Annotated in this window: 26 protein-coding genes; 17 read left to right on the forward strand and 9 right to left on the reverse strand. The window is 46.1% G+C overall.

Annotated features, from left to right (window positions below; translation table 11 throughout):
* The first annotated feature begins 48 nt into the window (after positions 1–48).
* The 3 genes from FTT63_RS06780 to FTT63_RS06790 all read left to right on the forward strand — a co-directional run bounded on the left by FTT63_RS06780 (position 49) and on the right by FTT63_RS06790 (position 2,104).
* Positions 49–891, forward strand: a complete 843-nt coding sequence (locus FTT63_RS06780) for a ParA family protein (RefSeq protein WP_005181342.1) — start codon at positions 49–51, stop codon at positions 889–891.
* A gap of 7 nt (positions 892–898) precedes the next feature.
* Positions 899–1,291 (forward strand): hypothetical protein, encoded by a 393-nt coding sequence (locus FTT63_RS06785; protein ID WP_005181343.1) that lies wholly within the window; start codon positions 899–901, stop codon positions 1,289–1,291.
* Between the two features lie 219 nt (positions 1,292–1,510).
* Complete coding sequence (locus tag FTT63_RS06790; RefSeq protein WP_005181344.1) at positions 1,511–2,104, forward strand: LysE family translocator; 594 nt, start codon at positions 1,511–1,513, stop codon at positions 2,102–2,104.
* A gap of 8 nt (positions 2,105–2,112) precedes the next feature.
* Here the strand turns inward: FTT63_RS06790 and FTT63_RS06795 are convergent, their stop codons facing one another.
* Positions 2,113–2,739: a DedA family protein gene (locus FTT63_RS06795; protein WP_180192098.1), complete on the reverse strand. Its 627-nt coding sequence runs from the start codon at positions 2,737–2,739 to the stop codon at positions 2,113–2,115.
* A 193-nt stretch (positions 2,740–2,932) separates the two neighbouring features.
* Here FTT63_RS06795 and FTT63_RS06800 point away from each other — a divergent pair, with 193 nt between their 5' ends.
* From FTT63_RS06800 to FTT63_RS06810, 3 genes are all read left to right on the forward strand, one after another.
* Positions 2,933–3,349, forward strand: a complete 417-nt coding sequence (locus FTT63_RS06800) for a DoxX family protein (protein WP_016658964.1) — start codon at positions 2,933–2,935, stop codon at positions 3,347–3,349.
* 220 nt (positions 3,350–3,569) lie between these two features.
* The gene (gene guaA, locus FTT63_RS06805; RefSeq protein ID WP_016658965.1) at positions 3,570–5,138 is read left to right on the forward strand and encodes a glutamine-hydrolyzing GMP synthase; all 1,569 of its coding nucleotides are present in this window, start codon (positions 3,570–3,572) and stop codon (positions 5,136–5,138) included.
* A 264-nt stretch (positions 5,139–5,402) separates the two neighbouring features.
* Positions 5,403–6,281 (forward strand): restriction endonuclease, encoded by an 879-nt coding sequence (locus FTT63_RS06810; RefSeq protein WP_373685670.1) that lies wholly within the window; start codon positions 5,403–5,405, stop codon positions 6,279–6,281.
* A gap of 36 nt (positions 6,282–6,317) precedes the next feature.
* Here FTT63_RS06810 and FTT63_RS06815 read toward each other — a convergent pair whose 3' ends face one another.
* Positions 6,318–7,586, reverse strand: coding sequence for a GGDEF domain-containing protein (locus FTT63_RS06815; RefSeq protein WP_016658966.1), 1,269 nt, complete (start codon positions 7,584–7,586; stop codon positions 6,318–6,320).
* A 318-nt stretch (positions 7,587–7,904) separates the two neighbouring features.
* Between FTT63_RS06815 and FTT63_RS06820 the strand changes: the two genes are divergently transcribed.
* Positions 7,905–8,852 (forward strand): pirin family protein, encoded by a 948-nt coding sequence (locus FTT63_RS06820; RefSeq protein WP_127801642.1) that lies wholly within the window; start codon positions 7,905–7,907, stop codon positions 8,850–8,852.
* A gap of 131 nt (positions 8,853–8,983) precedes the next feature.
* Positions 8,984–9,643: a glutathione S-transferase family protein gene (locus tag FTT63_RS06825; RefSeq protein ID WP_127799289.1), complete on the forward strand. Its 660-nt coding sequence runs from the start codon at positions 8,984–8,986 to the stop codon at positions 9,641–9,643.
* A gap of 45 nt (positions 9,644–9,688) precedes the next feature.
* Here FTT63_RS06825 and FTT63_RS06830 read toward each other — a convergent pair whose 3' ends face one another.
* The gene (locus FTT63_RS06830; protein ID WP_075168056.1) at positions 9,689–10,309 is read right to left on the reverse strand and encodes an SPOR domain-containing protein; all 621 of its coding nucleotides are present in this window, start codon (positions 10,307–10,309) and stop codon (positions 9,689–9,691) included.
* 85 nt (positions 10,310–10,394) lie between these two features.
* Complete coding sequence (gene argS, locus FTT63_RS06835; protein ID WP_180192100.1) at positions 10,395–12,185, reverse strand: arginine--tRNA ligase; 1,791 nt, start codon at positions 12,183–12,185, stop codon at positions 10,395–10,397.
* A gap of 184 nt (positions 12,186–12,369) precedes the next feature.
* On the opposite strand from argS, the gene FTT63_RS06840 reads away from it, so the two are divergent.
* On the forward strand, positions 12,370–12,648 hold the full coding sequence (locus FTT63_RS06840; protein ID WP_005181365.1) for a DUF2798 domain-containing protein: 279 nt from the start codon (positions 12,370–12,372) through the stop codon (positions 12,646–12,648).
* A 3-nt stretch (positions 12,649–12,651) separates the two neighbouring features.
* Here the strand turns inward: FTT63_RS06840 and FTT63_RS06845 are convergent, their stop codons facing one another.
* Entirely contained in the window at positions 12,652–13,257 is a 606-nt protein-coding gene (locus tag FTT63_RS06845; protein ID WP_127799283.1) for a hypothetical protein, read from the reverse strand.
* A gap of 366 nt (positions 13,258–13,623) precedes the next feature.
* Here FTT63_RS06845 and FTT63_RS06850 point away from each other — a divergent pair, with 366 nt between their 5' ends.
* From FTT63_RS06850 to FTT63_RS06865, 4 genes are all read left to right on the forward strand, one after another.
* The gene (locus FTT63_RS06850) at positions 13,624–15,324 is read left to right on the forward strand and encodes an NAD-dependent malic enzyme (protein ID WP_180192101.1); all 1,701 of its coding nucleotides are present in this window, start codon (positions 13,624–13,626) and stop codon (positions 15,322–15,324) included.
* A gap of 168 nt (positions 15,325–15,492) precedes the next feature.
* A complete protein-coding gene (locus tag FTT63_RS06855; protein ID WP_180192102.1) occupies positions 15,493–18,387 on the forward strand; it encodes a type VI secretion system Vgr family protein in 2,895 nt (964 codons plus the stop codon).
* Positions 18,384–19,949 (forward strand): pesticin C-terminus-like muramidase, encoded by a 1,566-nt coding sequence (locus tag FTT63_RS15745; protein ID WP_227554677.1) that lies wholly within the window; start codon positions 18,384–18,386, stop codon positions 19,947–19,949. Before FTT63_RS06855 ends, FTT63_RS15745 begins: the two co-directional genes overlap by 4 nt.
* Entirely contained in the window at positions 19,933–20,331 is a 399-nt protein-coding gene (locus tag FTT63_RS06865; protein WP_127801689.1) for a lysozyme inhibitor LprI family protein, read from the forward strand. The genes FTT63_RS15745 and FTT63_RS06865 overlap by 17 nt, the downstream gene beginning before the upstream one ends.
* A 45-nt stretch (positions 20,332–20,376) precedes the next feature.
* Here FTT63_RS06865 and FTT63_RS06870 read toward each other — a convergent pair whose 3' ends face one another.
* Complete coding sequence (locus FTT63_RS06870) at positions 20,377–21,297, reverse strand: Dyp-type peroxidase (RefSeq protein ID WP_005181383.1); 921 nt, start codon at positions 21,295–21,297, stop codon at positions 20,377–20,379.
* Positions 21,298–21,455: 158 nt separating this feature from the next.
* Here FTT63_RS06870 and FTT63_RS06875 point away from each other — a divergent pair, with 158 nt between their 5' ends.
* A complete protein-coding gene (locus tag FTT63_RS06875) occupies positions 21,456–22,076 on the forward strand; it encodes a LysE family transporter (RefSeq protein ID WP_005181385.1) in 621 nt (206 codons plus the stop codon).
* Between the two features lie 67 nt (positions 22,077–22,143).
* Here FTT63_RS06875 and znuB read toward each other — a convergent pair whose 3' ends face one another.
* From znuB to FTT63_RS06890, 3 genes are read right to left on the reverse strand one after another with little or no spacing between them, the layout of a single operon-like run.
* Positions 22,144–22,944 (reverse strand): zinc ABC transporter permease subunit ZnuB, encoded by an 801-nt coding sequence (znuB, locus tag FTT63_RS06880; protein WP_016658980.1) that lies wholly within the window; start codon positions 22,942–22,944, stop codon positions 22,144–22,146.
* Positions 22,945–22,947: 3 nt separating this feature from the next.
* On the reverse strand, positions 22,948–23,739 hold the full coding sequence (znuC, locus tag FTT63_RS06885) for a zinc ABC transporter ATP-binding protein ZnuC (RefSeq protein WP_016658981.1): 792 nt from the start codon (positions 23,737–23,739) through the stop codon (positions 22,948–22,950).
* Complete coding sequence (locus FTT63_RS06890) at positions 23,712–24,209, reverse strand: transcriptional repressor (RefSeq protein WP_005181393.1); 498 nt, start codon at positions 24,207–24,209, stop codon at positions 23,712–23,714. Before FTT63_RS06890 ends, znuC begins: the two co-directional genes overlap by 28 nt.
* A 136-nt stretch (positions 24,210–24,345) precedes the next feature.
* Here FTT63_RS06890 and FTT63_RS06895 point away from each other — a divergent pair, with 136 nt between their 5' ends.
* From FTT63_RS06895 to atpB, 3 genes are all read left to right on the forward strand, one after another.
* Positions 24,346–25,185: a metal ABC transporter solute-binding protein, Zn/Mn family gene (locus tag FTT63_RS06895; protein WP_127801901.1), complete on the forward strand. Its 840-nt coding sequence runs from the start codon at positions 24,346–24,348 to the stop codon at positions 25,183–25,185.
* Between the two features lie 171 nt (positions 25,186–25,356).
* Positions 25,357–25,755: an ATP synthase subunit I gene (locus FTT63_RS06900; RefSeq protein WP_005181400.1), complete on the forward strand. Its 399-nt coding sequence runs from the start codon at positions 25,357–25,359 to the stop codon at positions 25,753–25,755.
* 101 nt (positions 25,756–25,856) lie between these two features.
* Positions 25,857–26,732, forward strand: coding sequence for a F0F1 ATP synthase subunit A (gene atpB, locus FTT63_RS06905; protein WP_004970145.1), 876 nt, complete (start codon positions 25,857–25,859; stop codon positions 26,730–26,732).
* Positions 26,733–26,815 lie beyond the last annotated feature (83 nt).

Genomic DNA, 26,815 nt, shown 5'->3' on the forward strand with positions numbered 1-26,815 from the left:
ACTTCGCTACACTTGAGCCAATTAGAATATAAAATCAGAGGGATAGACATGCGAACACGTGTGGTCTTTAACCAGAAAGGCGGCGTTGGAAAATCCAGTATTACGGTCAATCTGGCCGCCATCAGTGCCCATCAGGGCTTTAAAACCCTGGTCATTGATTTGGACCCGCAAGCCAACTCCAGCCAGTATTTACTGGGGGATGATGCCACCTATTCCACCCATAAGCCGGCACTAGAGCCAAATATCCAGAACTATTTTGAAGAAGTGCTGGGCAATACCCAAAGCAAAGGCTTAATTGGCAATGCCTTGGGCTCGATCTTAAAAAGCCGCGCCAAAGGTCTGGAAGCCTATGTGCATCAATCGCCCTTTCCAAATCTGGATGTAATTCCAGCCAGTCCGGACCTGGGCAGTCTGGCCCATGCCTTAGAAAGCAAACATAAAATCTATAAATTGCGGGATGCCTTGGCTTCACTGGCCGGGCGTTATGAGCGGGTCTTTATTGATACACCGCCGGCGTTTAATTTCTTTACCTTGTCAGCACTGATTGCGGCTGACCGGGTATTAATTCCGTTTGACTGCGATGTGTTTTCCAAACGTGCCCTGCACAGCCTGATTGAGAATGTGCTGGAAACCCAGGAAGATCATAATGCCGAGCTGGAGATTGAAGGCATTGTGGTGAACCAGTTCCAGGCCCAGGCCAAGCTGCCACGAGAAGTGGTCGAGCAGCTGAAAGAGGAGCAGTTACCGGTATTTAACAGCATGCTGCCACCCTCAGTCATCATGAAAGAGTCGCATCATAAAAATCTGCCGCTTATTCATTTTGCTACAGATCATAAATTGACGCAGGCCTATCAATCGTTGTTCAATGAGATTGAACAGAAACAATCCTGAGATGGGCATGAAAACACTGTATATCAGCCTGCTGGCTGCCGGAACCTTGCTGCTGGGTGCCTGTGCCACGACGGTTAAACCGACCTATGTCTCGCCTACACATTATCAGGCGCTGAACTGTCAGCAGCTGCAAAGCGAATATAACCGGATTCAGTCCTATATTGATCAGGGCGTACAGGCGCCTAAACGGACCGGCGTTGGTGTGGGGGTGGGTCTTGGCGGAGGATGGGGCAGTCGTGGCGGCTGGGGCATTGGCCCAAGTGTTTCGGTCAATATGGGACAATCATCGAATACCAAAAATACTGAACTGGCACGGGTGCTGGGCGAGCAGGAAGCCATTGTGCAGGCGGCGCGTTTTAAAGGCTGTCCAATTGTTGTACGCACCAAGCAGGCCAGTTAAGGCTTCGCATTTTTCACGCTGGGCTGGCAGTTTATGCGAGTCACGGCGTGAAAAATCTTAGCAAAATGTTTCAGAAAAAATTATTAAAAATCTTAAATTTAAATAAAAATAAAGGCTTTTTTATCTGTCCAAATATCCTCCCAGTCGTGAGAAAAACTTGTCAGTTTTTATCAAATTAATATAAGGTGTGCGCCTAATTTCAGGTAATTTCAGGTGTCTATGATTGAAAGTTGGCTGTTTGTGCTGGCAATGATTGCGGTTCTGCTTATTCCGGGACCAACCAATGCTTTGCTTGCAAGTTCAGCACATCAACATGGAGTTGCCAGAACCAGTTTATTTGTGCCTGCCGAGCTGCTCGGCTATTTATATGCCATCAGTTTGTGGGCGCTGCTGATTCATCTGACCGTCCCAATCTGGCCGTATTTAAGCCATATTCTGCATGGCCTGAGCGCACTATATGTGCTGTGGACGGCTTTTCATTTGTGGAAGCATGCGCATCTGGTCAAGCATAACCAGCTCAACCCGTCTATCCGCCCGCATCAGCTGTTTTTTGCCACCTTAAAAAATCCCAAGGCACTACTTTTTGCTGCCGGGATTTTACCGACTGAAACCTGGGATAATCCGACCAATTTCTTGATGGTTTATGCAGTGTTCTGTCTGGTGCTGTTGCCGACTGCGCTGTTCTGGATGTCTTTTGGTCGCGCGATTTTATCGGGAGAATCCAAGCAAATAAAAGCCGATCTCTTGTATAAAGGATCGGCCATGTTGCTGGTGCTGTGTGCTTTTCCGGTTATTCTGCGCTTTTTCGCTTAAGCGCGGACCTACTTTTTCAGCTTCTGGCGGGCAAAACCAATCACCCCCGGCAAGACACTTAAAATAATGATGCCAAAAATCAGATAGGTAAAATTCTCTTTCACAATTGGCATGTTACCAAACAGATAACCCAGGGTAATAAATGAGCCAATCCAGCAGAAAGCGCCCACTACGTTATAGGTTAGAAAGTATTTATAGTTCATGCTCCCGGCACCGGCAACAAAAGGGGCAAAGGTGCGGGCAAAAGGCACAAAACGGGCAAAAATAATGGTTTTACCGCCATGCTTGGCAAAGAATTGCTGGGTGGCAATCAGGTGTTTTTTATTAATAAAGCGCGATTCAATTTCAAATACCCGTGGCCCAATATATTTACCAATATGATAGTTCAGGGTATCGCCGAGGACAGCGGCAATAAACAGTAAGCCGCCCAATAACCACGGGTCCATGGCACCGGTCGAGGCCGCCAGCGCACCGGCTGCAAATAACAGGCTGTCCCCCGGTAAAAAGGGCATCACCACCAGACCAGTTTCAACAAAAATAATCAGAAACAGGATGGCATAAATCCAGACCCCATAATTGGTAATGAACTCAAGTAAATGCGCATCAACATGCAGGATAAAATCAATCAGTTCCATGAGGGAAAAACAAGCAGAAATGTAGTCAAATCCTATCAGTCCGGTTGGTGAAAGTCAGTAGAAAAACGTAAATAAATTTCCGCTGTCATCATTCTAAATTTGCAACGATATATCTTTGAAATGGTGATTTTTTGATCTTCGGCCAGCCCCTAAGATAGCAGCATCTTTTTACTGATCTGCTCTAGGTTCTCTCATGTTTAATCCAAATACTGTGGTTGCCAAAATCTTTCAAACCCCTGCTTTGAACAACCTGTCGCTGCTACTGGCGCGTGTCTTGTTGGCTTATATTTTTATTGTGTCGGGCTGGGGCAAAATTGCCGGCTATAGCGCAACGGTGGGCTATATGGAAGCGATGGGGGTGCCGGGTGGCCTGTTACCGCTGGTGATTCTGCTGGAGCTGGGTGGTGGTCTGGCAATTTTACTGGGTCTGCAAACCCGTCTGGTGGCATTGGCACTGGCAGTATTCAGTTTGCTGACTGCATTTATGTTCCATGGTGCACCGGAAGATGCAGTTAACCTGATGAAGAACCTGGCGATTTCAGGTGGTTTCCTGCTATTGGTGCTGCAAGGTGCAGGTAAACTGAGTCTGGATCATCTGATTGAAAAATAAGACGCAATGCGGGGAAATAATTTTCCCGTCATTCAGTACAGGCAGCTCCGGCTGCCTTATTTTTTGCCTAAATAGATAATAAAGAAGAGGGTCGGGAACATCTGCCGGTAGCGGCCTGATTCGGAGATCCACACAGACTGATCTGAATCTTGTGTTTAATGCGCAGAAAAAATGCTAGAATACGGCGCTTATATTCGTTTGCCTCTCATAGTTGTTTGTCATGACTACCAATACTCAAATTACTGAAGATCGTATCCTGATTCTGGATTTCGGTTCTCAATATAGTCAGCTCATCGCACGTCGTGTTCGTGAAGCTGGCGTATATTCTGAAATGTATGCCTATGACATGTCTGAAGAAGACATTCGTGCATTTAATCCAAACGGTATCATCTTGTCGGGTGGACCTGAAAGCGTTCACCAGGAAGGCAGCCCGCGTGCACCACAAGTGGTGTTTGAACTAGGTGTGCCGGTATTGGGCATTTGTTATGGCCTGCAAACCATGTGCGAACAGCTTGGCGGTAAAGTTGAGCCAGGTACTGTCCATGAGTTTGGCTATGCAGAAGTAGACATCGTGGTGCGTGACCAGCTGATTGGTAACCTGCAAGACCGTGAAAACCAGCTGCATGTCTGGATGAGCCACGGCGATAAAGTTGCCCGTATTCCGGAAGGTTTCCAGGTAACAGCACAAACCCCAAGCTGCCCAATTGCCATGGTATCTGACGAAACACGTCGTTTCTACGGCATCCAGTTCCACCCGGAAGTGACGCATACCTCTAAAGGTGCAGAATTACTGTCGAACTTCGTACACCAGATTTGTGGCTGTCGTGGTCTGTGGACACCAGAGCACATTATCGATCTGCGTGTAGAACAGCTACGTGAACAGATTGGCGATGAAAAAGTACTGCTAGGTCTGTCAGGTGGTGTGGACTCTTCTGTGGTTGCTGCATTGCTGCATAAAGCAATTGGCGATCAGTTGACCTGTGTATTTGTAGACAACGGTTTGCTGCGTTTAAACGAAGGCGATCAAGTGATGCAGATGTTTGCAGACAACATGGGGATCCGCGTGATCCGTGCTGATGCTGAAGATCGTTTCCTGTCTGCACTGGCAGGGGTCACTGATCCTGAAGCGAAACGTAAGATTATTGGCCGTGAATTTATTGAAGTGTTTGCTGAAGAAGCACGTAAATTAGATGGTGTGAAATTCCTGGCACAAGGTACGATTTATCCAGACGTGATTGAATCTGCCGCCAGCAAACAGGGCAAGGCGCATGTAATTAAATCACACCACAACGTGGGTGGTTTACCGGATGATTTGGCTTTTGAACTGGTTGAACCGTTACGTGACCTGTTTAAAGATGAAGTACGTAAACTGGGCACCACTTTAGGTCTGCCACACAGCATGATTTACCGTCATCCATTCCCGGGTCCAGGTTTGGGCGTGCGTATTCTGGGTGAAGTGAAAAAAGAATATGCCGACATTTTACGTCTGGCTGATGACATCTTTATGCAGGAACTGCGTGCCAGCGGCTGGTATGACAAAACTGCACAAGCCTTTGCTGTATTCCAGCCAGTGAAATCTGTTGGGGTGGTGGGTGATGGCCGTCGTTATGCCTGGGTTGTTGCCCTGCGTGCCGTTGAAACAGTTGACTTTATGACAGCACGTTTCGCGCACCTGCCATATGATCTGGTAGATCGTATTTCAACTCGTATCATGAACGAGATTAAAGACGTTTCACGTGTGGTATATGACGTATCGTCTAAACCACCTGCAACAATTGAATGGGAGTAATTCAGGGCTTTCGGACAGTACTGCTGTCCGCCTGAATTACGCCAAGGGCTGTGCCCGCGGCAGTGGGGTTTTACGAAGCATTGCTTTGTGCCTGAATTACGCCATGAGCCCATTTTAAAGCATTGCTTTTAAAATCGGCGCAAGGTGCGCGGCAGTTTAGAAGCCCAAAATTATTTAAAAAAGAGCACTTAGGCGCTCTTTTTTTGTTTAATATATATCAAAATAGTTAATTAAAACGATGATATGTATACCCATTACGATTTAATGAAACCCTTAATTAAAGTCATGCAGATTTATAAAAATGAAATCAGTAATGAAGAAGCCCTATTTTTAATTTCAAAAGAATTGAAATTAACCGAAGCTGATAAACAATTAAAAATGCAAAATGGGAAGAATTTAATTAAATATCGTTTTCAGTGGGCGAAAACTTATCTTAAGAAAGCCGGTTTATTAGAGTATACATCTCCTAGTAACTTTACTTTGACTCCACTAGGGCTAAATTTTGATTTGACTAAAATTGAAAAGTTTTCTAGTAAAACTCTTTCTGAATTTGATAGTTTTAAGGAGTTTAGAAGTCCAACTCTATTATTAATAAATTCTACTGTTGAGGTAGAGCAAGATGAGGATTTACCAGAAGAGATTATTGATAAGAACTCAAAATTATTAAATGAATCATTAAAAAGTGATTTATTAGCTCTGGTTAAAAATAGATCCTCTGTATTTTTTGAACGACTTGTTGTCGATCTTCTTGTCGCTATGGGGTATGGCGGTTCACATCAAGATGCAGCGCAAGCAATTGGAAAAACGAATGATGGTGGAATTGATGGTGTAATCAGCGAAGATCGCTTAGGTCTGGATAAAATTTATATTCAAGCAAAACGCTGGGAAAATACCGTGGGGCGTCCTGATATTCAGCAGTTTAAAGGCGCTTTGGCAGATCAGGTCGCCAAGAAGGGTGTTTTCATTACAACTTCAAGTTTTAGTAAAGAGGCAATTGAGTCTGCGAAGAAATCAGGTATTGTTTTAATTGATGGCAATAAGCTGACCTCCTTGATGATTGAATTTGGTTTAGGGGTACAGATAGAACGGAGTTTCCATATCTATAAAATCGACCAAGACCGTTTTGATGAAGATAATTTCTAATTCATTTTGCAGAGCGCCTCGGCGCTCTTTTTGCATTTAAACCACCCAGGAAATATTGGACGGGCAGGCCGGTTTTTTCGGTTCGCTCATGCCAATATCATAATGCAGCACACAATTACGGCCATGCTGTTTGGCCGCGTATAAGGCAATATCAGCTTCTTTAATTAATGTGGTTAAATCGGGCTGTTCGGCTTTGAGCTCAGATACCCCAATCGAAACAGTAAAATTCAGGCTGATATTCTGGCCAATATAAATCCGGTGCTGGGCAATTTTGGTTCTTAAACGTTCGGCAATCAGCAGTGCATCCTGCAGGCTGGTTTCGGTGAGTAACGCGGTAAATTCCTCGCCACCAAAACGCGCCAGAATATCCTTGCGCCGCATTTCCTTACGGGCAATATCAGCAATGGTCTGCAGCACCTGATCACCGACATCATGACCATGGGTGTCATTAATCTGCTTGAAATAATCGACATCAAACATCAGCAGGCAGGTCGAAGCATGCTGCGGCCATTCATGTACCTTATGCTCGGCAATATGCACAAACTGGCGGCGGTTGCTGAGCTGGGTCAGCTCATCAGTATGTGCCAGCTCTTGCAGAATATGGAAATTCCAGTCATTTAGCATGGTTCTGAGAAAATTACGCCTTGCATTCAGGGTATTGGTCCAGCTGATATATAAACTGAACAGCCAGATTGGCAGATAGACCAGGGCAAAAATAATGGTTTCAATGGCGCTGGTTAAGTTGGATACGCCTAAAAACACCACAGTACTGATTAAAAACGAGGTATATAGCGCCGGCTTAAAGCGTACCTGAATACATAAATTGGCCAGCACCACAAAAATGACCGAGGCATAGATATAAATATCGATATAGGGGCTGTTCGACAAGGACATCAGATAAAACCACAGGCCGGCACAGACCAGCGTGCCGACCGGTAAAATCTGGTCATGGATCCGGATATCTTTCACATATTTGAACAGGAAATAATTAATGCTGATGGCCAGTACAATCACGATGACTCTGGCGATGCCGGAGAGCAGACTGACATCGGGCAGTACAAAATAATCGGCGAAAAAGTACAGTAAAAATGCCAGCTGGCCAATGTGATTGACCTGTTGTAAATACAGCTTCTGGTGAATGGTCTGGAATTTATAAAAATAGTCTTCAAACTGGGGCGGAATACGGGCAGCCGGATCTTGCAGGGCCTGTTCCAGGGCCTGACGACTTTCCAGGTCGCACTCTGACGCTTGTAAAATATGTCGATCCGAATCATCGGGTGCAAGATCTGTTGAATTCGTCGACATTCTAATCCGATTTCCCATCTTCATAGAATTGCCCCAAGTCTTTAATAAAATCAAAGTAATAGTATAGCTTTGACGATTAAAAAAAGACCTCCCTAAATATGGGTAATTTGCTGAAAAAAAGCCTGAAAATGGCAGGAAAAGAGAGGAAATTGTGCGCTGGTGCTCACATGAATCTTTACAACAAAAAGCGATTTTTTGATTGTTCTGCCAGGAGAATGCTGCATATTAACTGAACTATAGCAAACTCATGCAGCATCCGCGTATAAGATAAACAACAAGATGAGCGACATGGAACATCGCCAGAGTTAGGATACAACTATGACCAATGCCAACTATACCGAACTGTCCCATTCAGACGATTGTGAAAAATATATCCAGCAGTTTATTCAGGAAGTGCCGCTGCGCCGTGCAGAAATCGGGCAGGGCACCGTCATTAAACGCGCCTTGCCCAGCCGTCATAAACGCATGATTGGCGCCTGGTGCTTTTTAGACCATGCCGGTCCGGTCAGCTTTCCGCAGGGTGACGGGCTGGATGTCGGGCCACATCCGCATATTGGCCTGCAAACCTTTACCTGGATGATTGAAGGCACCCTCATGCATACCGATAGTATCGGTTCCAAACAATTGATCCGGCCGAAACAGGTCAACCTGATGACGGCCGGGCAGGGGATTTCGCATACCGAAGTCGCGCCAGAGCAGGAAACCCACATGCATGCGGCCCAGCTGTGGATTGCCTTGCCGGATGCCAAGCGCAATATGCCGCCGCGTTTTGACCATTATCCTGAATTACCGGTGGTGTCACGAGATGGGGTTGAATTTACCGTACTGGTCGGAGAGTTTCTGGAAACCCGCTCGCCGGTTGAGGTGCATAGCCCGTTACTGGCAGTGGACTTAACTGCGGCAGAAACGGTACGCACCCGGCTTCAGCTGAATCCGGCCTTTGAATATGGCTTTATGGCGCTAGAAGGCACGGCGCATATTAACCAGCATGAACTGAACGAAGACAATATGGTGGTGCTGGAGCCGGGTCTGCAGGACATTGAGATTGAACTGCACCAGGGTGCACGCGTACTGTTACTGGGCGGTGAGCCATTTGAATCCGCGATTTTACTATGGTGGAACTTTGTCGGACGTACCCAGGACGAGCTGAGCAAGGCACGTGACCAGTGGGTCAATCAGGACCCGCGTTTTGGCAGCATTCCAGATTATAATGGGCCACGGCTGGAAGCACCGGCCCTGCCAGATAAAATGCGTGCTTCACGTTAAGCAGGCATGATGAATTGAACTTCAGGCCCAAGCGTCGCGATCGATGGGTGGGCCTGATGATGCTGAGTTGCCGCAACCGGTCAAGGTGGCCGGTGGTTCTTTATTTCAAGAAAAACAATCAGAGTGTCATTATGATTACTGTGCATCATCTGGAACAGTCGCGTTCCTTTCGTATTTTGTGGGCCTTAGAAGAACTGGGCCAGCCTTATCAGATTGAATTTTATCGCCGTTTACCGAGTTTTGCCGCACCACCCGAGTTAAAACGGGTGCATCCGCTGGGTAAGGCACCAATTTTGACAGATGGTGGGCAGCCGATTGCCGAATCTGCGGTGATTTTAGAGTATTTACAGGAACAGTATGATCCGGCGCAGCAGTTCAAGCCAACACATCCGGCCGATCAGCAGCAGTACCGTTACTGGATGCACTATGCCGAAGGTTCACTGATGCCATTGCTGGTGATGCAGCTGGTGGCCAGTAAAGTGCCGCAGCGCGCACCCTGGCTGATTCGTCCGGTGGCAGCAAAAGTCAGTGAAGGTATCCGGCAGGGTTTTATTCAGCCGCGACTCAAAGATCATATCCAGTTTCTGGAAGATTATCTGGCCACACATGACTATTTTGCCGGCACATTTTCCTTTGCCGATATTCAGATGGCCTTTCCGCTACAGGCCTTGCAAAGCCGTACTGATGGCAAATATCCGCAGATTGAGCGTTATCTGCAGCGACTGGCACAGCGCGAGGGCTATCAGCGGGCGTTCGCTCGTGAACAGAAGCTAGAGGCACAGTTGGCCTAAACAAAATTTGAAGCTATAAAAAAAGATGCTTGCGCATCTTTTTTATTATTGGCGTTTCACCACAATCGAATCAATCCCGCTATGTTGCAGGGTTTGCTGAGCAATTAGCGCCGCCTCTGCAGAGGTATATGGCCCCGAAATTACCCGATACCAGGTTTCACCACCTTCTACGGTTTTGACCACATCGGCGGACAGACCATTCAGAATAATTTCAGCTCGACGTGCATCGGCGGCATCCGGATCGGTATAGCTGCGGACCTGCAGAATATAGCTGGCAGGCGCGGCCACGGGCGGTTCAGTTGGCGTGATGCCCGCCGTCGCTTCACTGGCGGCTGCGGGCGCTGCCGGCTCAACAATTGGCGCTTCGACAATCACCACTGCCGTCTGTTCCTGGGTTTCAGGTACGGCCTGCTCCGGAATTGGTGTTACCTGTTGCTGGGGCAGCAGGTCATAGAAGCGGTAATCCTTGTTGGTGTCTTCCTGATAATGTTCAGAAGTGATCTGGCCTTTTGGTGGCACAGGTTCCCACGGCTTCCACAGCATTAAGGCCACTGCGAAACATAACACGACCAGAATCACCACCAGTGTGCCTAACCAGGTCGGAATGAGTGGTTTTTTGGGCTTATTTGGTCGTTCTGATACACCGCGTTGCGTTTTTCCAAACACGAGGGAACCTCTTTATTCTGATTATTGGCTGATTGGCTGGACAGGTGCGTGATGGTACGCCTGCCCAGCAGAAGAATGTCTTGGTTTACATGCTTTCAGGTGCAGAAACACCTAATAATTCTAAACCATTGCGCAAGGTTTGTTGTACGTTTACTGAAAGCAATAAGCGGGCTTGAGTAAGCGCAGCATCATCATTGAGAACTTTGTGTTCATTATACCAGCCGTGGAATAAAGCTGCTAATTCTTTCAAGTAGTTACCAACCTGATGGGGTTCGCAGGCATTGGCAGCACGGGTCACAATTTCAGGATAGGCCGCCAGCTTGGCCAGAATTTCAGTTTCAGCCTCCAGTTCCAGCTTGGCCGCAAACTGACGCGCGTCAAGCGCATTAAAATTCACGCCTGTGCTGGCTGCTTTTTCCAGCATACGGCAGATACGGGCATGCGCATACTGGATGTAATACACCGCATTGTCTTTGCTTTGTGAGACCGCTAAATCCAGGTCAAAGTCGATGTGCTGCTCAGATTTACGCATGACATAGTAGAAACGCGCTGCATCGTTGCCGACTTCTTTACGCAGGTCACGCAAGGTCACGAACTGGCCAGAACGGGAAGACATCTGAACCATCTCGCCGCCGCGCCATAAGCTCACAAACTGCACCAGTAAAACGGTTAGTTTTTTCGAGTCATAACCCATCGCATCAATAGCGGCTTTTACACGAGAGATATAACCGTGGTGGTCAGAGCCCCAGATATCAATCAGGTCGGTATAGCCACGTTGTAATTTGTTCAGGTGATATGCAATGTCTGAAGCGAAATAAGTGGTTTGACCATTACGACGTTTGACCACGCGGTCTTTTTCATCGCCAAACTCAGTCGATTTAAACCAGATGTTGCCATCTTGTTCATACAGATAACCACGCTGATCCAGCGTTTGCAGCGCTTCATCAATTTTTTCAGTTAAAGAGGCTTCGCTAAACCACTGGTTAAAGGTTACGCCAAATTCACCGAGGTCATCTTTAATGTCATCCAGAATGGCTTTTAAAGCGGCCTGATGGAATACGCGATAGCCTTCACCAATTAAAGTCTGTGAATTGAAAATCAGACCATCAATGTGTTTTTCTTTGTCGCCAGACAGGACCACCTTGTTGCCTTCTGCATCCGGCTCGGCTGCATACTGCACATCTTCCGGTACATCTTTATAGACATCGGCCACTGGACGTACATAAGCATCACCATCCTGGTCGATAATGCTTTGCGCGATTTCTTTAACGTAATCACCCTGATAGGCATTTTTTGGGAACACCAGCTCCTGACCGGTCAGTTCCAGGTAACGTAAGTAAGTTGATGTTGCCAGAATATCCATCTGACGGCCGGCATCGTTCACATAGTATTCACGATCTACAGTCGCGCCAGTGGCTTCGAGCAGGTTGGCAACGGTCATGCCATAAGCAGCACCGCGACCATGACCCACGTGCAGGCTGGACGTCGGGTTGGCCGAAACGAATTCAACCTGAATACGTTTGCCCGCGTTGACCTTGGTGCGGCCAAACTGGTCTTGCTGCGCCTGAATTTGATCAAGAATGGCAAAACGCTGGTCGGCATTTAAGAAGAAGTTGATAAACCCCGGACCGGCAATTTCTGCTTTGCTGATGTCTGCCACTTCTGGCAATGCAGCCAGAATTTTTTCGGCCAGATCACGTGGCTTCATGCCAGCAGCTTTAGAGGCAGTCATGGCGATATTTGAGGCAAAGTCACCGTGGCTTCGGTCTTTGGTTCGCGTCAAATTACTGGTGTTGTTCCAGTCTGCTGGGAGGACACCTTCTGCTTGAAGGGATTGCACTGCATGTTCAAGAGCTGCTTGGATTGCCGTATTCATAATCAGTCGAAAAATAAATGTCGCAGAAAAACAGCAAATATAGCAAATTTCACTGTCTTTAGGTGAACCCATTTGTAGTGAATGAAGATTGTCCGACATTCTGCGCCATCTGTAGCCTGAAAATGCTACCATGGCCATGAAATGACCTGATCAATGACGGATTTGTCCCGCTGTAGGAGCACGCATGCACGCCAAACGTCCTGTAATTATCGCCAACATTCCTAAACTGCCAGCAAAATGGGCGGGCATTATTATGCCGCTGCTGCTGTCTGGCCTGATGAGCGGTATTATTTCAATGGTCAATATGCTGCGTGCGCTGGGCTGGGTCGAAGGGCTGATCACACTGTGGTTCCAGAACTGGATGATTTCCTGGGCCATTGCCTTTCCAGTGGTGCTGGTGGTGTTGCCGCTGGTGCGCCGGTTTACCGCGATGCTGGTGGATATGCCGGGTGCACCCAAATAATATTTAGCTCGATGCACCAGACTCCTGACAGGACACCGGTTTACTCAGCAGATCGGCATTGCCATTCTGGAAGGTATAAAGCCGGGAGGCATTAAAAATCTTGATCACCTTGGCCTGCGCAATGGCTGCCTGGAAGCGTTTCAATGGCTCATCGGTATGTACATTAAAAGGATTGCCATAATTCTGATTGTCGAGCAGGAACTGGATCTGTCCGGCATTCGGATCATAGGCCTTTAACAATGTCTTGCCCTCGGCGTTGCTGAGCGAGAAGGTCGGTCGCTGGCTGCTGATCTTGCATTGTAGGGCCAGAGTCAGAATCACTCCATCTTGTGCTTTGTTTTTCAGCTGATAGCGTCCCAGCTGTTCATTTTCAATATAAACCCATTGTTGAGTCGGCATGCTGGCAGTAAATTTTTCCAGTTGTTCCAGAGTTTTTTTACTGATATCCACCACGCCATCTTTGTCGATTTTCGGCGCTTTGTCTTTAGCGGAGAATAAACCGGTTACCTGATCGCTGACTTTTTCAGTGGTATTGGAAAGGGTCTGGCAGCCGCCTAAACCCAGCACAGCGGCCAAACCGCCCAGTGCAATCCATGGCTTGATATACATGATTCTTAAATGTGTCGTTGTGTTTTGCCCCAGAGCATACCCAAATTGAGGCCAATTGAAAAATCTGCACTGGCTGCATGTAACAGAAAAACAGCGAAAAACTACATCTAGCAGGAACGGAGCTTTGTAAGCTAAACAGGCGGGGATTGATCTGGGTACAAAAAAACCGCATTTTCGGCTTTGGGAAAGCCTTATGTCGTGACTGAATGCCGGATTGGACAAATTTATTCAGTACCTAAATTATCCACAAATCATTATCAATTTTCTAAATACCCCATTGTCCTCAAAACGGGCTAAGCTAGCTTATCTCCCAGAGGAACTTTTGCTTTGAGCCTCCTTCTGGATCATCGAATAATGAGATCGGAAATGACATCAGCGAATTCAGCCACCAAAAAACCGCTTTACATCCCTTATGCCGGAAACACGCTTCTGGAGCTGCCTTTGCTTAATAAAGGCGGTGCATTTACAGAAGAGGAACGCCGCCATTTTAATCTCCACGGTTTACTTCCACATGCCATCGAGAGCATTGAAGAACAGAGTCAGCGCTCCTATCAGCAGTATGTGTCGTTTAACGATGCTATTAACAAGCATATTTATTTACGAAATATTCAGGACACTAACGAAACCTTGTTCTATCACTTAATTGAGCATCACTTAAGTGAAATGATGCCAATTATTTATACCCCGACGGTCGGCGAAGCCTGCCAGCGTTTTTCCGATATTTATCGCCGTCATTGCGGTATCTTCCTGGCCTATCCGGACCGCGGCCATATTGATGACATTTTGCAAAATGTGAACAAGAAAAACGTGAAGGTGATTGTAATCACCGATGGTGAACGGATTTTGGGCCTTGGTGATCAGGGTATTGGCGGGATGGGTATTCCGATTGGTAAATTATCCTTATATACCGCATGTGGTGGGATCAGCCCGGCTTATACCTTGCCAATTACTTTAGATGTAGGCACCAACAACCCGCAACTGCTGAATGATCCAATTTATATGGGCTGGAATCAGCCGCGGATTACCGGCGATGAATACTATGCCTTTGTTGATGAAGTAATTGCCGCGATCCAGCGCCGCTGGCCAAAAGCGCTGATCCAGTTTGAGGATTTCGCTCAGAACAATGCCATGCCATTGTTAAACAAATATCGTGACCAGATTTGCTGCTTTAATGATGATATTCAAGGCACCGCAGCCGTTTCGGTGGGTAGTTTAATTGCTGCATCGCGCGCCGCTGGCAAACAGCTGAAAGATCAGGTGGTGGCTTTCCTCGGTGCCGGTTCTGCCGGTAGCGGCATTGCCGAGCAGATTATTGCGCAGATGATGTATGAAGGTTTAAGCGATGCCGAAGCACGTGCGCGGGTATTTATGGTCGACCGTTTTGGCCTGATTACCGAAAACCAGCCGAATCTGCTGGACTTCCAGCGTAAACTGGCACAGCCGCCTGAACGGGTCGCAGCCTGGGGTAATGCCGATGACATGATTTCACTGCTGGATGTGGTCAAGCATGCCAAACCAACGGTACTGATTGGCGTATCGGGTCAGCCGGGGCTGTTTACCGAAGAAATTATTCGCACCCTGACTGAGAGTTGTGAGCGACCAATTGTAATGCCACTGTCGAACCCAACTTCGCGGGTTGAGGCGGTGCCGGCCGATATCCTGCAATGGTCTGAAGGCAAGGCGCTGATTGCAACCGGTAGTCCATTTGCACCGGTGAATTATCATGGCAAGATTTATCATATCTCGCAGTGTAATAACTCCTATATTTTCCCGGGCATCGGTTTGGGTGTAGTCGCCTCCGGCGCAACCCGGGTCACGGACAGTATGCTGATGGCATCGAGTAATGCACTGGCAGACTGTTCGCCGATGCTGCTCGATCCAGCAGCCGATCTGCTGCCGGATTTAAATGAAATCCAGAAGGTTTCGAAAATTATTGCCTTTAAAGTGGCTAAAGCGGCGATGCTGGCTGGTGTAGCGCCGGTAATCAGTGACGAGTTACTGGCAGAGGTGATTGAGGCGAATTTCTGGAAACCGGAATATCGCAGTTATCGCCGGATTACCTTTTAAAATATAGACAAACACCATAAGGAGCTTCGGCTCCTTTTTTTGGGCAGCGGTTGATCGCAACTGGTCGGAAACAGGTGGTTTGTAGGCAAGAAATGAAAGCGGGAGGCTGGATTAAAAAATAAGCATTGTTTAGAATCAGGGCAAATTAAAACAATAGCTTTTATAACAATGATAACCCATGTTCATATCCATACTGTCTTGGAGCAGGCCGGCCTCAGCCCACAAAAACGTGCCCTCCATATTCAATTTTCTCAGCCTGCCTTAAATGCCGATGTTTTTTTACAGCGCATCGACGGTGAACACCAGCTCAATGACGGTTTACATGCCGAACTGATCTGTCTCTCCACCAATGCCCAGATTCCGTTAAAACAGTTTATCGGCGCGCAGGTTGCCGTCGATCAGGTCACTGACCAGGGCCAGCTGTTTCGCAGCAGTGGCATCATCACCGCCGCAGCGCAAGGCCAAAGTGATGGCTCTCTCACCCTCTATAAACTTACGCTAGAAGATTCAACCGCACTCTGGCATAAACGCCGTAACAGCCGCGTGTTTATGAATAAAAGCGTGCGCGAAGTCAGCGAAATTTTATTTAAAGAATGGCAAAACAAAAGCCCGCTCTTTGCTGCCAGCCTAACCCTGGACTTAACCGGACTGACCCAGGAACTGGATGTGCGTCCTTTTATCATGCAGTCCAATGAAACCGACTATGACTTTTTGACCCGGCTCTGGCGCAGTGAAGGCATTAACTGGCTGATTGATGAAGCCCAGTTACAGGTCTTATATTCCAGCAGCCCGATACAGGCCCAGAAACTGCGCCTGATTGATGACAACAGCCAGTACAGTGCCTTAAACCGCCGCAGCATCCGCTTTCATCGCTCCAGTGCCACCGAACAATTAGACAGCATCACCCAGTTGATTGCCCAGCGCAGCCTGCAACCCACTGCCGTACATCTGCAACGCTGGCAGTCAGATAGCCTGAGCCAGGAAGAAGGCGCCGGTTCTGTACAAAGCAAACACCAGCACAGCCACAATCAGGACAATGCCAGCTTAAGCCTGGAACAAGCCTGGCAGATCAGCCCGGCCTGGATGCAGGATTTAAATGGTGAAGACCAGGCCACCGCATCCTCTAATAACCAGCTGGACAAGCTGAACCAGAACCTCAGTCACTACCACGACCTGCAATCCAAATACTTCAGCGCGCATTCCACCGTCCGTGATGCTCAGGCCGGCTACTGGTTTGAACTGAATGAACACCCGGAAATTGACCAGCACAGCGCAGCCGACAAAGAATTTCTAATTACCGGCAAACAGTTCTATAACCAGAACAACTTACCCAAAGACCTCAATCAGCAGATTAACCAGTTACTCAGCCAGAGCCACTGGCATAGCCATTTTAGCTTTCAACAAGCTCAACACCCGGATGAACGTCAAGGCAATACCTTAACCCTGCAACGCCGCAACATCCGCACCGTACCGGAATACCATCCACTACAGCACCGACCGGCGGCCCATCCGCAGCGTGCCCTGGTGGTGGGACCTGCTGGCGAAAGCATCCATGTCGATGAATGGGGACGGATTAAAGTCCGCTTCCTGTTTACCCGCAGTGATGACCATCAGCATGATGGTGGGGCCGGTAGCAATGACAATGACACCGATTCCGCCTGGGTGGATGTACTGACCCCCTGGGCCGGAGAAGGCTATGGGGCACGTTTCCTGCCACGGATTAATGAAATTGTGGTGATCGACTTCTTTGACGGTAACATCGACCGGCCTTTCGTGGTTGGTCGTCTACATGAAGCAGAACGCTCGCCAACCCAATTCGACCAACAAGGCCAGCTACCCGACACCAAAAAACTCAGCGGGATCCGCTCACAGGAAATTGAAGGCAGTGGCTTTAACCAGCTGCGTTTTGATGATACTCCGAAGCAGATTTCTGCCCAGCTGCAAAGCAGCCATGGCGCAACACAACTGAACCTGGGGAACTTGAGCCATCCCAAAGCCAGCGCCGAAAGTGACGGTCGGGGTGAAGGTTTTGAACTGAGAACCGATCAGTGGGGCGCAGTTCGTGCTGGAGAAGGGCTACTAATTTCCACCCATCCACAGGCACAGGCCGAAGGCAATCATCTCGATGCCAGTGAAGCCAAGAGCCAGATTGAAAGCTCACTGAAAAATACCCAAGCCCTAAGTGAAGTGGCCAAAAACCAGCAGACGGATCCTTTAGAAGTTCTTGATAACTTAAAGAACTTCCTGGAACAGATCGAACAGCAGGATGAAAATAAAGCTGCTGCTTTTAAACAGGCCTTAATGATTCTTAGCGCACCAAACTCTATTGCCTTAAGTAGCCAGCAAGATGTGCATCTCTCTGCGGATGGTCAGATCAGCCACAGTGCCGGAGAGAGTATTAACCTGAGTACGCAGCAATCTTTGATTGCGCATGCCAGCCAGAAACTGAGCCTGTTTGCAGCACAAGACGGTGCACGCTTATATGCCGGTAAAGGCAAGGTTGGGATTCAGGCACAGGGTGATGGTGCAGATCTTATTGCCAGAAAGGGGGTGCAAATTATTTCGACGGAAGACAGGATTGAAGTCAAGGCGAGTAAAAAAATTATATTGGTGGCTGGAGGAAGTCAGATTGAGATTAGTGGTTCAGGTGTGTTACCGACAACTGCTGGGAAGTTTGAGGTGAAAGCGGGGCAGCATCTGTTTTTACAGCCACAGAATGTGGTTGAACCGAAGAAGAGCTTACCTCAGATGGCAACATTATTTAGTAATCAGATCAATTATCAATGGAATAGCTCGTCTGCAGGAGAAAAAGAAATTTTTGTGATTGATCAAACTGATGGAAAACTTCTGAAAACCAATAAATCCATATTAAATGAACAACATCAATTAAGTACTTTTAGGTTCTATACGCCCCAGTCAACTGACTTTATTGCGCTGAGCTTTAACTCTTTGCGTACACATTTGAGTGGAGCAGTGAGTGATGAACAGATTGATTATTTGCTCGAAGAAATAGAAGAAGATCAGGAGGATGAGGTGTCTACACACGAGGATATTGAATCATGAGTAAACTGGTGACCATTACCTCTAAGTTTTATGATAAATCTGGACGATATGTCAGAAATCTGAAGGTGAAATCACGTTATCAAAATTCATCGAGAGAGAATCTGAAGAAAACAGATACAGATGGCTTATTTGTCTTTCAAGCTTCTCCTAATCGGATGGTAGAAATTTTAGCAAAACCACCGAAGGCATCTGATTATACTGTGGTGAAGGTCATTAATTCTTCGACACTCTCCTCCTCAGAGCATCCTATAAAAATTCAGTTACCTAACACCATTGAAGAATATCGACAAATGAATAGTACGATTTCTCAGAATGGTTTGGTGGTAACACTTTTTCAAGTGGTTGATGTTCATGGAAAAATTATGGCTAATTTTCCGATACAAACACGACCAAAGGGAAAGAAAAGTTTTGAACGTATTACGGATGATCAAGGAAGAGTTGAAGTCCTCTCTTCGGCTAATCGTGATATTGAATTTTTAGCCTTAACATCGAATGATGAGTTTGTTTTAAAAAGATCGCTTAATTCAGGTAATGGCACAGAAAAACCTATTCTGATTCAATTAGATGAACCCTATGAAAAGTTTAAAAGTCTCTCAAATTTTAAAATAGTAGACAGATTAGGAAATGACTACAGGATTGAAAATACTAAAATTGAAATCTTATATTTGGAAAGTGAAATAAAGAAAGTTGCGAATACATCCAATGGAAAATTTTCATTTCAGAGTATGGTTGGAGAAAAAGTAAAAATTACAGTATTCAAACCAGATGGAACGTCTTTAGAAGCTAAAAATTATTATTCTAAAAGAATAAAAGAACATTCTAATAAATTGGAATTAGATGTGGATATAACTGAGGGAAGTACAAAGCCTAATGAACCGATCATAAACAAGAATATTAAGAAAATTTGTCCTCCAGAATGTATTGTAGAAACTTATACTTTTGAAACTTCTTTAGGAGCAATGATTATTTCAAAAGAAGCTCTTGATGCAATTTTAAAATGGGAAAAATATGAATCTAAGCCTTATGTACCTAGTAAAGGACAAGATGGTAAAAGTGGAGTAACTTTAGGATATGGCTATGATTTAGGTCACCAAAGTGTAGAACAAATTAAAAAAGATTTAGCTTCCTATTATACTTTAGGTCAGATTCAAAGATTACTCAAAGCCCAAGGAAAAAAAGGAATAGCAGCACAAAAATTAGTAGATAGTCTTTCTGATATTATTATTACTAAAGATAAAGCTTATCAAATGGTAATGATAGTAAAAAAAAGGTATGCGGAAAATACATTAAAAGTTTATCCAGATATTTTGAAATATCATCCTCATTGTCAAGGAGCTATTTTATCTCTAGTGTATAACAGGTATATAGGTTTAAAAGGAGATCGTCGTAGAGAAATGAAAGAAATCCAAGATGATCTTAAAAGTAATGGAAAAAAGGTTCCTTCGTTGTTAAGAAGTATGAAACGATTATGGACAACAAAAGCTAATAGAGGGTTGCAAGCTAGACGGGAAGAAGAAGCAAAAATTTTTGAAAAAGGATTAAAATGTGAATGTTATAAGTAAGCTATTTATTTTGAATCTTTTATTTATCTCTTTAAATTCTTATGCAGTAACTCCTGAAGACTTCTTATATCCAGATGCCTTAGAGGTAGAGTGTAAAGATGGAAGTCCTATGCAAGAAGACTTAATGTATTGTGTTTCAAGAAGTTATTTAGATTCAGATAAGAAATTAAATATAGAATATAAAAAAAGAATGAAACTATTAAAAGGAACTAAAAAAGAGAAATTATTAGAAAGTCAGAGATTGTGGTTAAAGAATAGAAAATATAAATGTATCTGTGAATATTCAGCTGCAGAAGGGGGGCGTGAAGCACCGATTTATTTAATAGATTGTTATGCTCGGGAAAACTACAAGCGAGTAAAATTTTTAGAAAATTATCAATAGTTTGAAAATAAAAAAGCAGCTAAAGATAGCTGCTTTTTTTATTTTTTACCCCTCCAGCACTGTTTCCAGCAACTCTTCACTTGGAGCGAAGTAGTAAGCGCCATCTAAAGCGGTGACAAAATGCAGTAAACGGTCATGAATACCATCTCCCGAGGTGCCAAACATACGCTCAAGCATCGCATCCAGAATGGTTAAATCCTTGGTATAGGCAATAAAGAATAAGCCTTGGTCACCTTGCCCATCCCCATACGGTAGGGAATGACGCAGAATTTCCATTTCTTCACCTTCATCATCTTCAACTACGGTACGGGCGACGTGGGCATTGTCAGGTTTCACCTCATCATCTAGCTCAATCGACTCAAGTTTGGTGCGACCCATCACTTGTTCTTGTGCATCGACTTTCAGACGTTTCCATTTATCTAAATCATGTGCATAACGCTGGGCAAAGACAAAGGAACCATCTTCAAAAATGCCGGCATCTTCGCCCAGTAAAGCGACTTCAGCACGGTCATCCGGGAATTGCGGGTTTTCTGTGCCATCAATAAAGCCGGTCATGTCGCGGCCATCAAAATAGCGGAAGCAGACCCGCTCATCCAGAACATCAACCTGATCCTGAATACCCTCAAAGAAAGACTGGCTCAGGGCAAAACAGATATCCGCACGGGCACTGGCAATATGAATGAGTACATCTGCCGGTACGACAGGCATCTGGAATGCGCCTTCAATCGGTTGTAACTGCTTAAAGCCAGCTGGAGTTTGGGAGTACAGTTGTGCCCAAAGTTCAGGTCCAAAGGCCACGGCAGTTTTAATTTGTGCATGAGGATGCTGGGTAATCAGGCGATCACGGGTATTAAAAAGATCAGCTAATTTTTCTTTTAATTGCTCAAGAGTTAAATCTTTTAAACGTAAAACAATAAAACGGGCATGATCTGAAGGTAATGGCAAGATTACAGATTGAGCTGTCATTCATGGCTCCTAAGTTTTTAATAATCAATCACTAAAACTATTGTGCCTGAACCGGTAGCAGCTTAACAGTCTCTGGATCAGATTTTTATTGCCTCTTTACTGCGCACTTAAAAGATGAATCGTCATATAATAATCTGTCATTTTTCTGGTGAATTACCATGTCTTATCAGATTTGGCTGGCCTATATGCTGGCCTGTTGGGTGATTAGTGTGTCGCCGGGCGCAGGTGCGATTGCCTCGATGTCGAGTGGGCTGAATTACGGTTTTCGTCATGGTTACTGGAATGCCATCGGGCTGCAACTGGCGCTGCTGGTACAGATTGCGATTGTGGCGGCCGGCGCGGGCGTGCTATTTGCGACCACGCCTTGGGCTTTTCTGGCAGTGAAATGGTTCGGGGTAGCGTATCTGCTGTATCTGGCCTATCTGCAATGGAAAGCGCCGGTACACTCGATTGAAATCCGGCAGGATTTACCACAGAAATCAGCTGGACGACTGCTGCTGAACGGTTTTCTGGTGAATATGAGCAATCCGAAAGCGATTGTATTTTTGCTGGCTGTCTTGCCACAATTTCTGGATTTATCCAAACCGCAGTGGATTCAATATCTGATTATGGCAGCAACCATGATTACGATTGATCTGATTGTGATGGCGGGCTATACCGGCCTGGCAGCTAAGGTTTTAAGATTGTTAAAGTCACCGCGTCAGCAGAAAGTCATGAACCGGACGTTTGCCGGTCTGTTTGCTGGTGCTGCATTTTTATTAAGTCTGGTGCATCAGTAATAGATGTTGATTTTCCCCTCTCAATGATAAAGAGGAGAGGGCTAGATGGAACCTTTCGGTTGATTGTTTAGGCCAGTTTTTTAAATTTCTGCATGGTAAAGATCAGGGCAAAAATCACCGCCATGGTCAGCACAATAGTCAGACCGGTCGAGGTATTTAAGCCGGCGCTGGACCATAAACCAACCGTTACCCCAATTTGTGCAATCACAAAAGCCCAAATCACCATCTGTTTCGGAGAATGCGCCAGCAGTCGTGCCGTGAGCGCCGGAATCACCAGCAGCGCACCCATCAATAGCGAGCCGACCGCGCGTAATGCCAGAACCGTAAACAGGGCCAGCAGCAACATAAAAATCAGACGTTGCCACTGGGCATGAATACCTTCACTGGCAGCAATATCCGGATCAATGGCAATCTGAATCTGGGCTTGCCAATACTTATATAGAACCAGCAGTGCACCGACAATCACCAGCGCAAAGATGGGTAAATCAGCCCAGGAGATCGTGAGCAGATCACCAAACAGGTAGCTGAGCAGTTCCGGGCGCAGGCTTGGAATGTGCTGGATAAACAGCAGACCGGAGCAGAGCAGGGTTGCCGAGCATAAGGCCAGCAAAGCATCATTGGGTAAGCGCGGATCGTGCAGAATCCAAAGAATACCGACCAATAATAAGGCTAAAAATGTAACGCCCATCCACAGCGGTAAGCTCAAGGCGCCGGCAATGGCCACGCCTAATAAGGTGCCATGTGCCATGGTATCGGCAAAAAAAGACATCCGGCGCCACAGCATCAGACAGCCGAGTGGCGCGGTCAGAAACACCAGTAAAGTGCCCATGATCCAGGCCGGAAGTAATAACGATAACCAATCCATCATGGTTTAGACTTCCGGTTCAGGGTGAATATGGGGGCGGGAATCATGCTGACACGGCTCGGCATGGTCGCCATGTGCACAATGATCATGATGATGCTGATAGAACACCCGGTTGGTGCCAAAAATGGCCTGATATTCCGGATGCTGCTGCACGCTTTCGGGCAAGCCGCTACAGCAAATGTGTTTATTTAAACATACCACCCGATGCGTGCCTTGCATGACCCATTGCAGATCATGTGAGACCATCAGCACGGCACAGCCATATTTTTCTGGTAGGCTACGCACATAGTCATACAGCTCGGCTTCCGACTGGATATCCAGCCCCTGCATTGGTTCATCCAGCACCAGCACATCGGGTTGGCGCAATAAGGCGCGGGCCAGTAATACACGCTGCCGTTCACCACCTGACAATTGCTGCACTTTGGAATTTTCCAGCTTGGCAATACCGGTATCGCGGATAATTTCTGCTTTTAACGTGCTGCTACATTTTTCTAAAGCCAGCAGATCCTTGACCCTTAACGGCAAGCTGTGTGAAGGATTGAATTTCTGCGGCACATAGGAGAATTTTAGTTTTTTATCGGCCAGTACTTTGCCAGCCGTGGGTTTGACAATACCGAGCATGACTTTAATCAGCGTCGATTTGCCGGCACCATTCGGACCAATGAGCGTGACAATTTCTTTCTCATGCAAAGAGAAATCGACCTGTTTTAAAATATCACGCTCATCAATCCGGACTTGAATCTGTTCAAGGCGAATCAGCGGCGCAGGACTTAGCGTTTGCTGGCGCAGTGCTGACATAAACCAGAAATCTCGATAATACTATGATGGGCGGTGAAGTGGTCCGAAGCCGACAGCTCTGCCAGTTGCTGCAGTAAACCCTGCGCAGAAGCTTCTTTGACCACTTTGCATTCGGTGCAAATTAAAAACGCCGCCTGATGGCCTTCGCGCGGATGGCAGCAGGGAATATAGGCATTAATAGAAGTTAAACGGTGAATCAGCCCTTTTTCTAATAAAAAGTCGAGGGTGCGGTACACGGTTGGTGGTGCCGCCGGACGATCTGACTCACTTTTAATTTTGGCCAGCAGGTCGTATGCCCCCATCGGGCCCGAGGCATTTAAAATCAGTTCCAGCACTTCACGACGAAGTGGGGTCAGGCGAGCACCTGTGGCGGCACAGAGACTTTCGGCTTCAGCAAGACGCTGCTCAATATTTTGATGGTCGTGCACGCCATGTAATGCATCATGATGTTCATGAGAACATAAGCTCATAGCTACCCCAAGGAAATGTAGGAGGAAAATCGGACATTAAATTTTAACATGAAGTATAGTCAGATTCGATTATACATAGGTATTTTTGTTATTTTGTTATAATATAACATCTATCCTGTTTTATGATTTTGCGCTCATGTCCCGTTTTTTCGCCTTCTGTGCTCTGGCTTTGTTCAGTACCTTGAGTTGGTCTCAAAGTCTTGTTATTTCGACACAGCCGATTTATCTGATTGCCAAGGAAATTACACAAGGCATAGAAACCCCGACCTTATTATTGGCCGATCAGACCGGACATGATGTCAGTTTGACTCCTGCACATCGCAAGACCATTCAGGATGCAGGTCTGGTGATCTGGCTGGGCAAAGCGCATGAAGCGCCTCTAGAAAAACTGTTCAGCAATCAGAGCAAAGCTATTTCATTGCTAGATTCTGGCATTTTGCAAACGCTACCACAGCGTAGCCCTCGTGGTGCAGCATTAAAAGATACAGTCGACTCGCATGTCTGGCTTGATCCGAACAATGCCATTCGTATTGGCTTTTTTATTGCGGCCTTGCGTTCCCAGCAGGTGCCTGAGCAGCGTGAACAGTACTGGGCCAATGCCCGTGCCTTTGCCCAAGAGCTGCTCCTGACCGCAGACAAGTTTAAAAGCAAAGCCTCGGCCAAAGCCTACTGGTCTTATCATGATGCCTATCAATATCTGGAACGTCCGCTGAACCTGAAGTTTACCGGCGCACTGACCCATGATCCGCATGTCGCTCCGACGGTGGCGCAAATTAAATATATGAATGATCATCGTCCAAACACGAAAATGTGTTTACTGGCCGAAGGTCATGCCAGCAAGAGCCAGTATCAGCGCCTGAATCCGATTGTGTTTCAAATGGTCGACGAAAGTATGAGTGGGGCAGGGGACTTTGTGCAGGCCTGGCAGAAATTGGCTACCCAAACGCAAAAATGTGTAATAAATGCGCAAAAATAGCGCGTTTTGGCGGCAAATTTGAATTATGACAATACGGTTACAGTTGTGCAAAAAAATACGACTAAGATCGGGAAAAGATTGCATGTTCAGGGGTGTAACTCTATAATGCCTGCGATAAAAAACGATCATCAGTTAAACTTGTCAAGCATTTATGCTGTGAGTGGAAAGTAAATGAGCCGAACTAGTCGCTTGATTGACCGACGATTAGCGAAAGCTTTGGTCTTCTTGCAAGCATTCATGATACCTGTTGCTGCATTGATTGCCTGGATATTCAAAGATGCTACAGCCGCCTTGAGTGCCGCACTTGGTGCATTGGTATGTTGGGTTGCAAGTTGTTATTTTTCCTGGCAGTCGTTCCGCGCAGCAGGCGCGAGAGCATCTAAACAAGTTCTGTCGAACATGTATAGGGGCATGCTCGGTAAGTTTGCGATTGTGATCGTAGGATTCATTTTAATTTTAAGCAATGTCGAGCCGTTGTCTCCGGTTGCATTGTTTTGTGGTTTTATTCTCGTTCAGGCCATGTCGTGGGTCGCTCCGTTTTGGGTGTCACGTCTACAAAAACGAGTATAGGCGCAGCAAAAATTGAAAAGTTTTTAGGAGATGAGCGAGATATCAAGCAGCACGCGATATTCGTTCCCTCTTTTGTTTTTGACATTGACCAGGTGTGATTTATGGCTGCTGAAGAACATGCCCTTACTTCGACCGAGTATATCAAGCATCACTTGACCAACATGACGTACGGCAAAATGCCAGACGGTTCATGGAAGTTGGCTGAGTCTGCTGAAGAAGCTCAACAGATGGGGTTCACTGCTATTCACTTGGATTCAATGGGTTGGTCTATCGGACTTGGTCTGATCTTCTGTTTATTGTTCTGGATTGTCGCGAAAGCTGCAAATTCAGGCGTGCCTGGTAAATTCCAGTCAGTAATTGAAGTGATTATCGAGTTTGTAGATTCAAGTGTACGTGATACCTTCCATGGGAAGTCTCGATTAATTGCACCCTTAGCATTAACCATTTTCGTGTGGATTTTCCTCATGAACTTGATGGATTTAATCCCTGTTGACTTTATTCCTTATGTAGCTCAACAGGCGATTGCATCTATGCTGGGTGTGGACCCTCATCAGGTTTACTTTAAAATTGTTCCGACTACAGATCCAAACATTACCTTAGGTATGTCTATTTCTGTATTCTTCTTAATTATTTTCTATAGTATTCGTGAGAAAGGTGTTGGCGGCTTCGTTGGTGAGTTGGCACTTAACCCATTTAACCCAAGTAATCCAGTTGCTAAAGTGCTTTTAATTCCATTCAACTTATTGTTGGAATTGACTACTTTCTTGGCGCGACCAGTTTCATTGGCTCTACGACTGTTCGGTAACATGTATGCGGGTGAGTTAATCTTCATTCTTATCGCGTTATTACCGTTCTGGATCCAGTGGGCATTGTCTGTGCCTTGGGCGATTTTCCACATTTTGATTATTACGCTACAAGCATTCATTTTCATGATGTTGACAATCGTGTACATGAGCATGGCAAGCGAAAAGCATTAATGGTATGGCCTAACTGTCATCGGGCGGTTGGGCACACAATTTTTTAACTTAATTTGGTATAAAACCTAACCTCTGAGGAATTT

The sequence above is a fragment of the Acinetobacter sp. C15 genome (assembly GCF_013420645.1).
In the GTDB taxonomy this organism is placed as follows: Bacteria; Pseudomonadota; Gammaproteobacteria; order Pseudomonadales; family Moraxellaceae; genus Acinetobacter; species Acinetobacter indicus.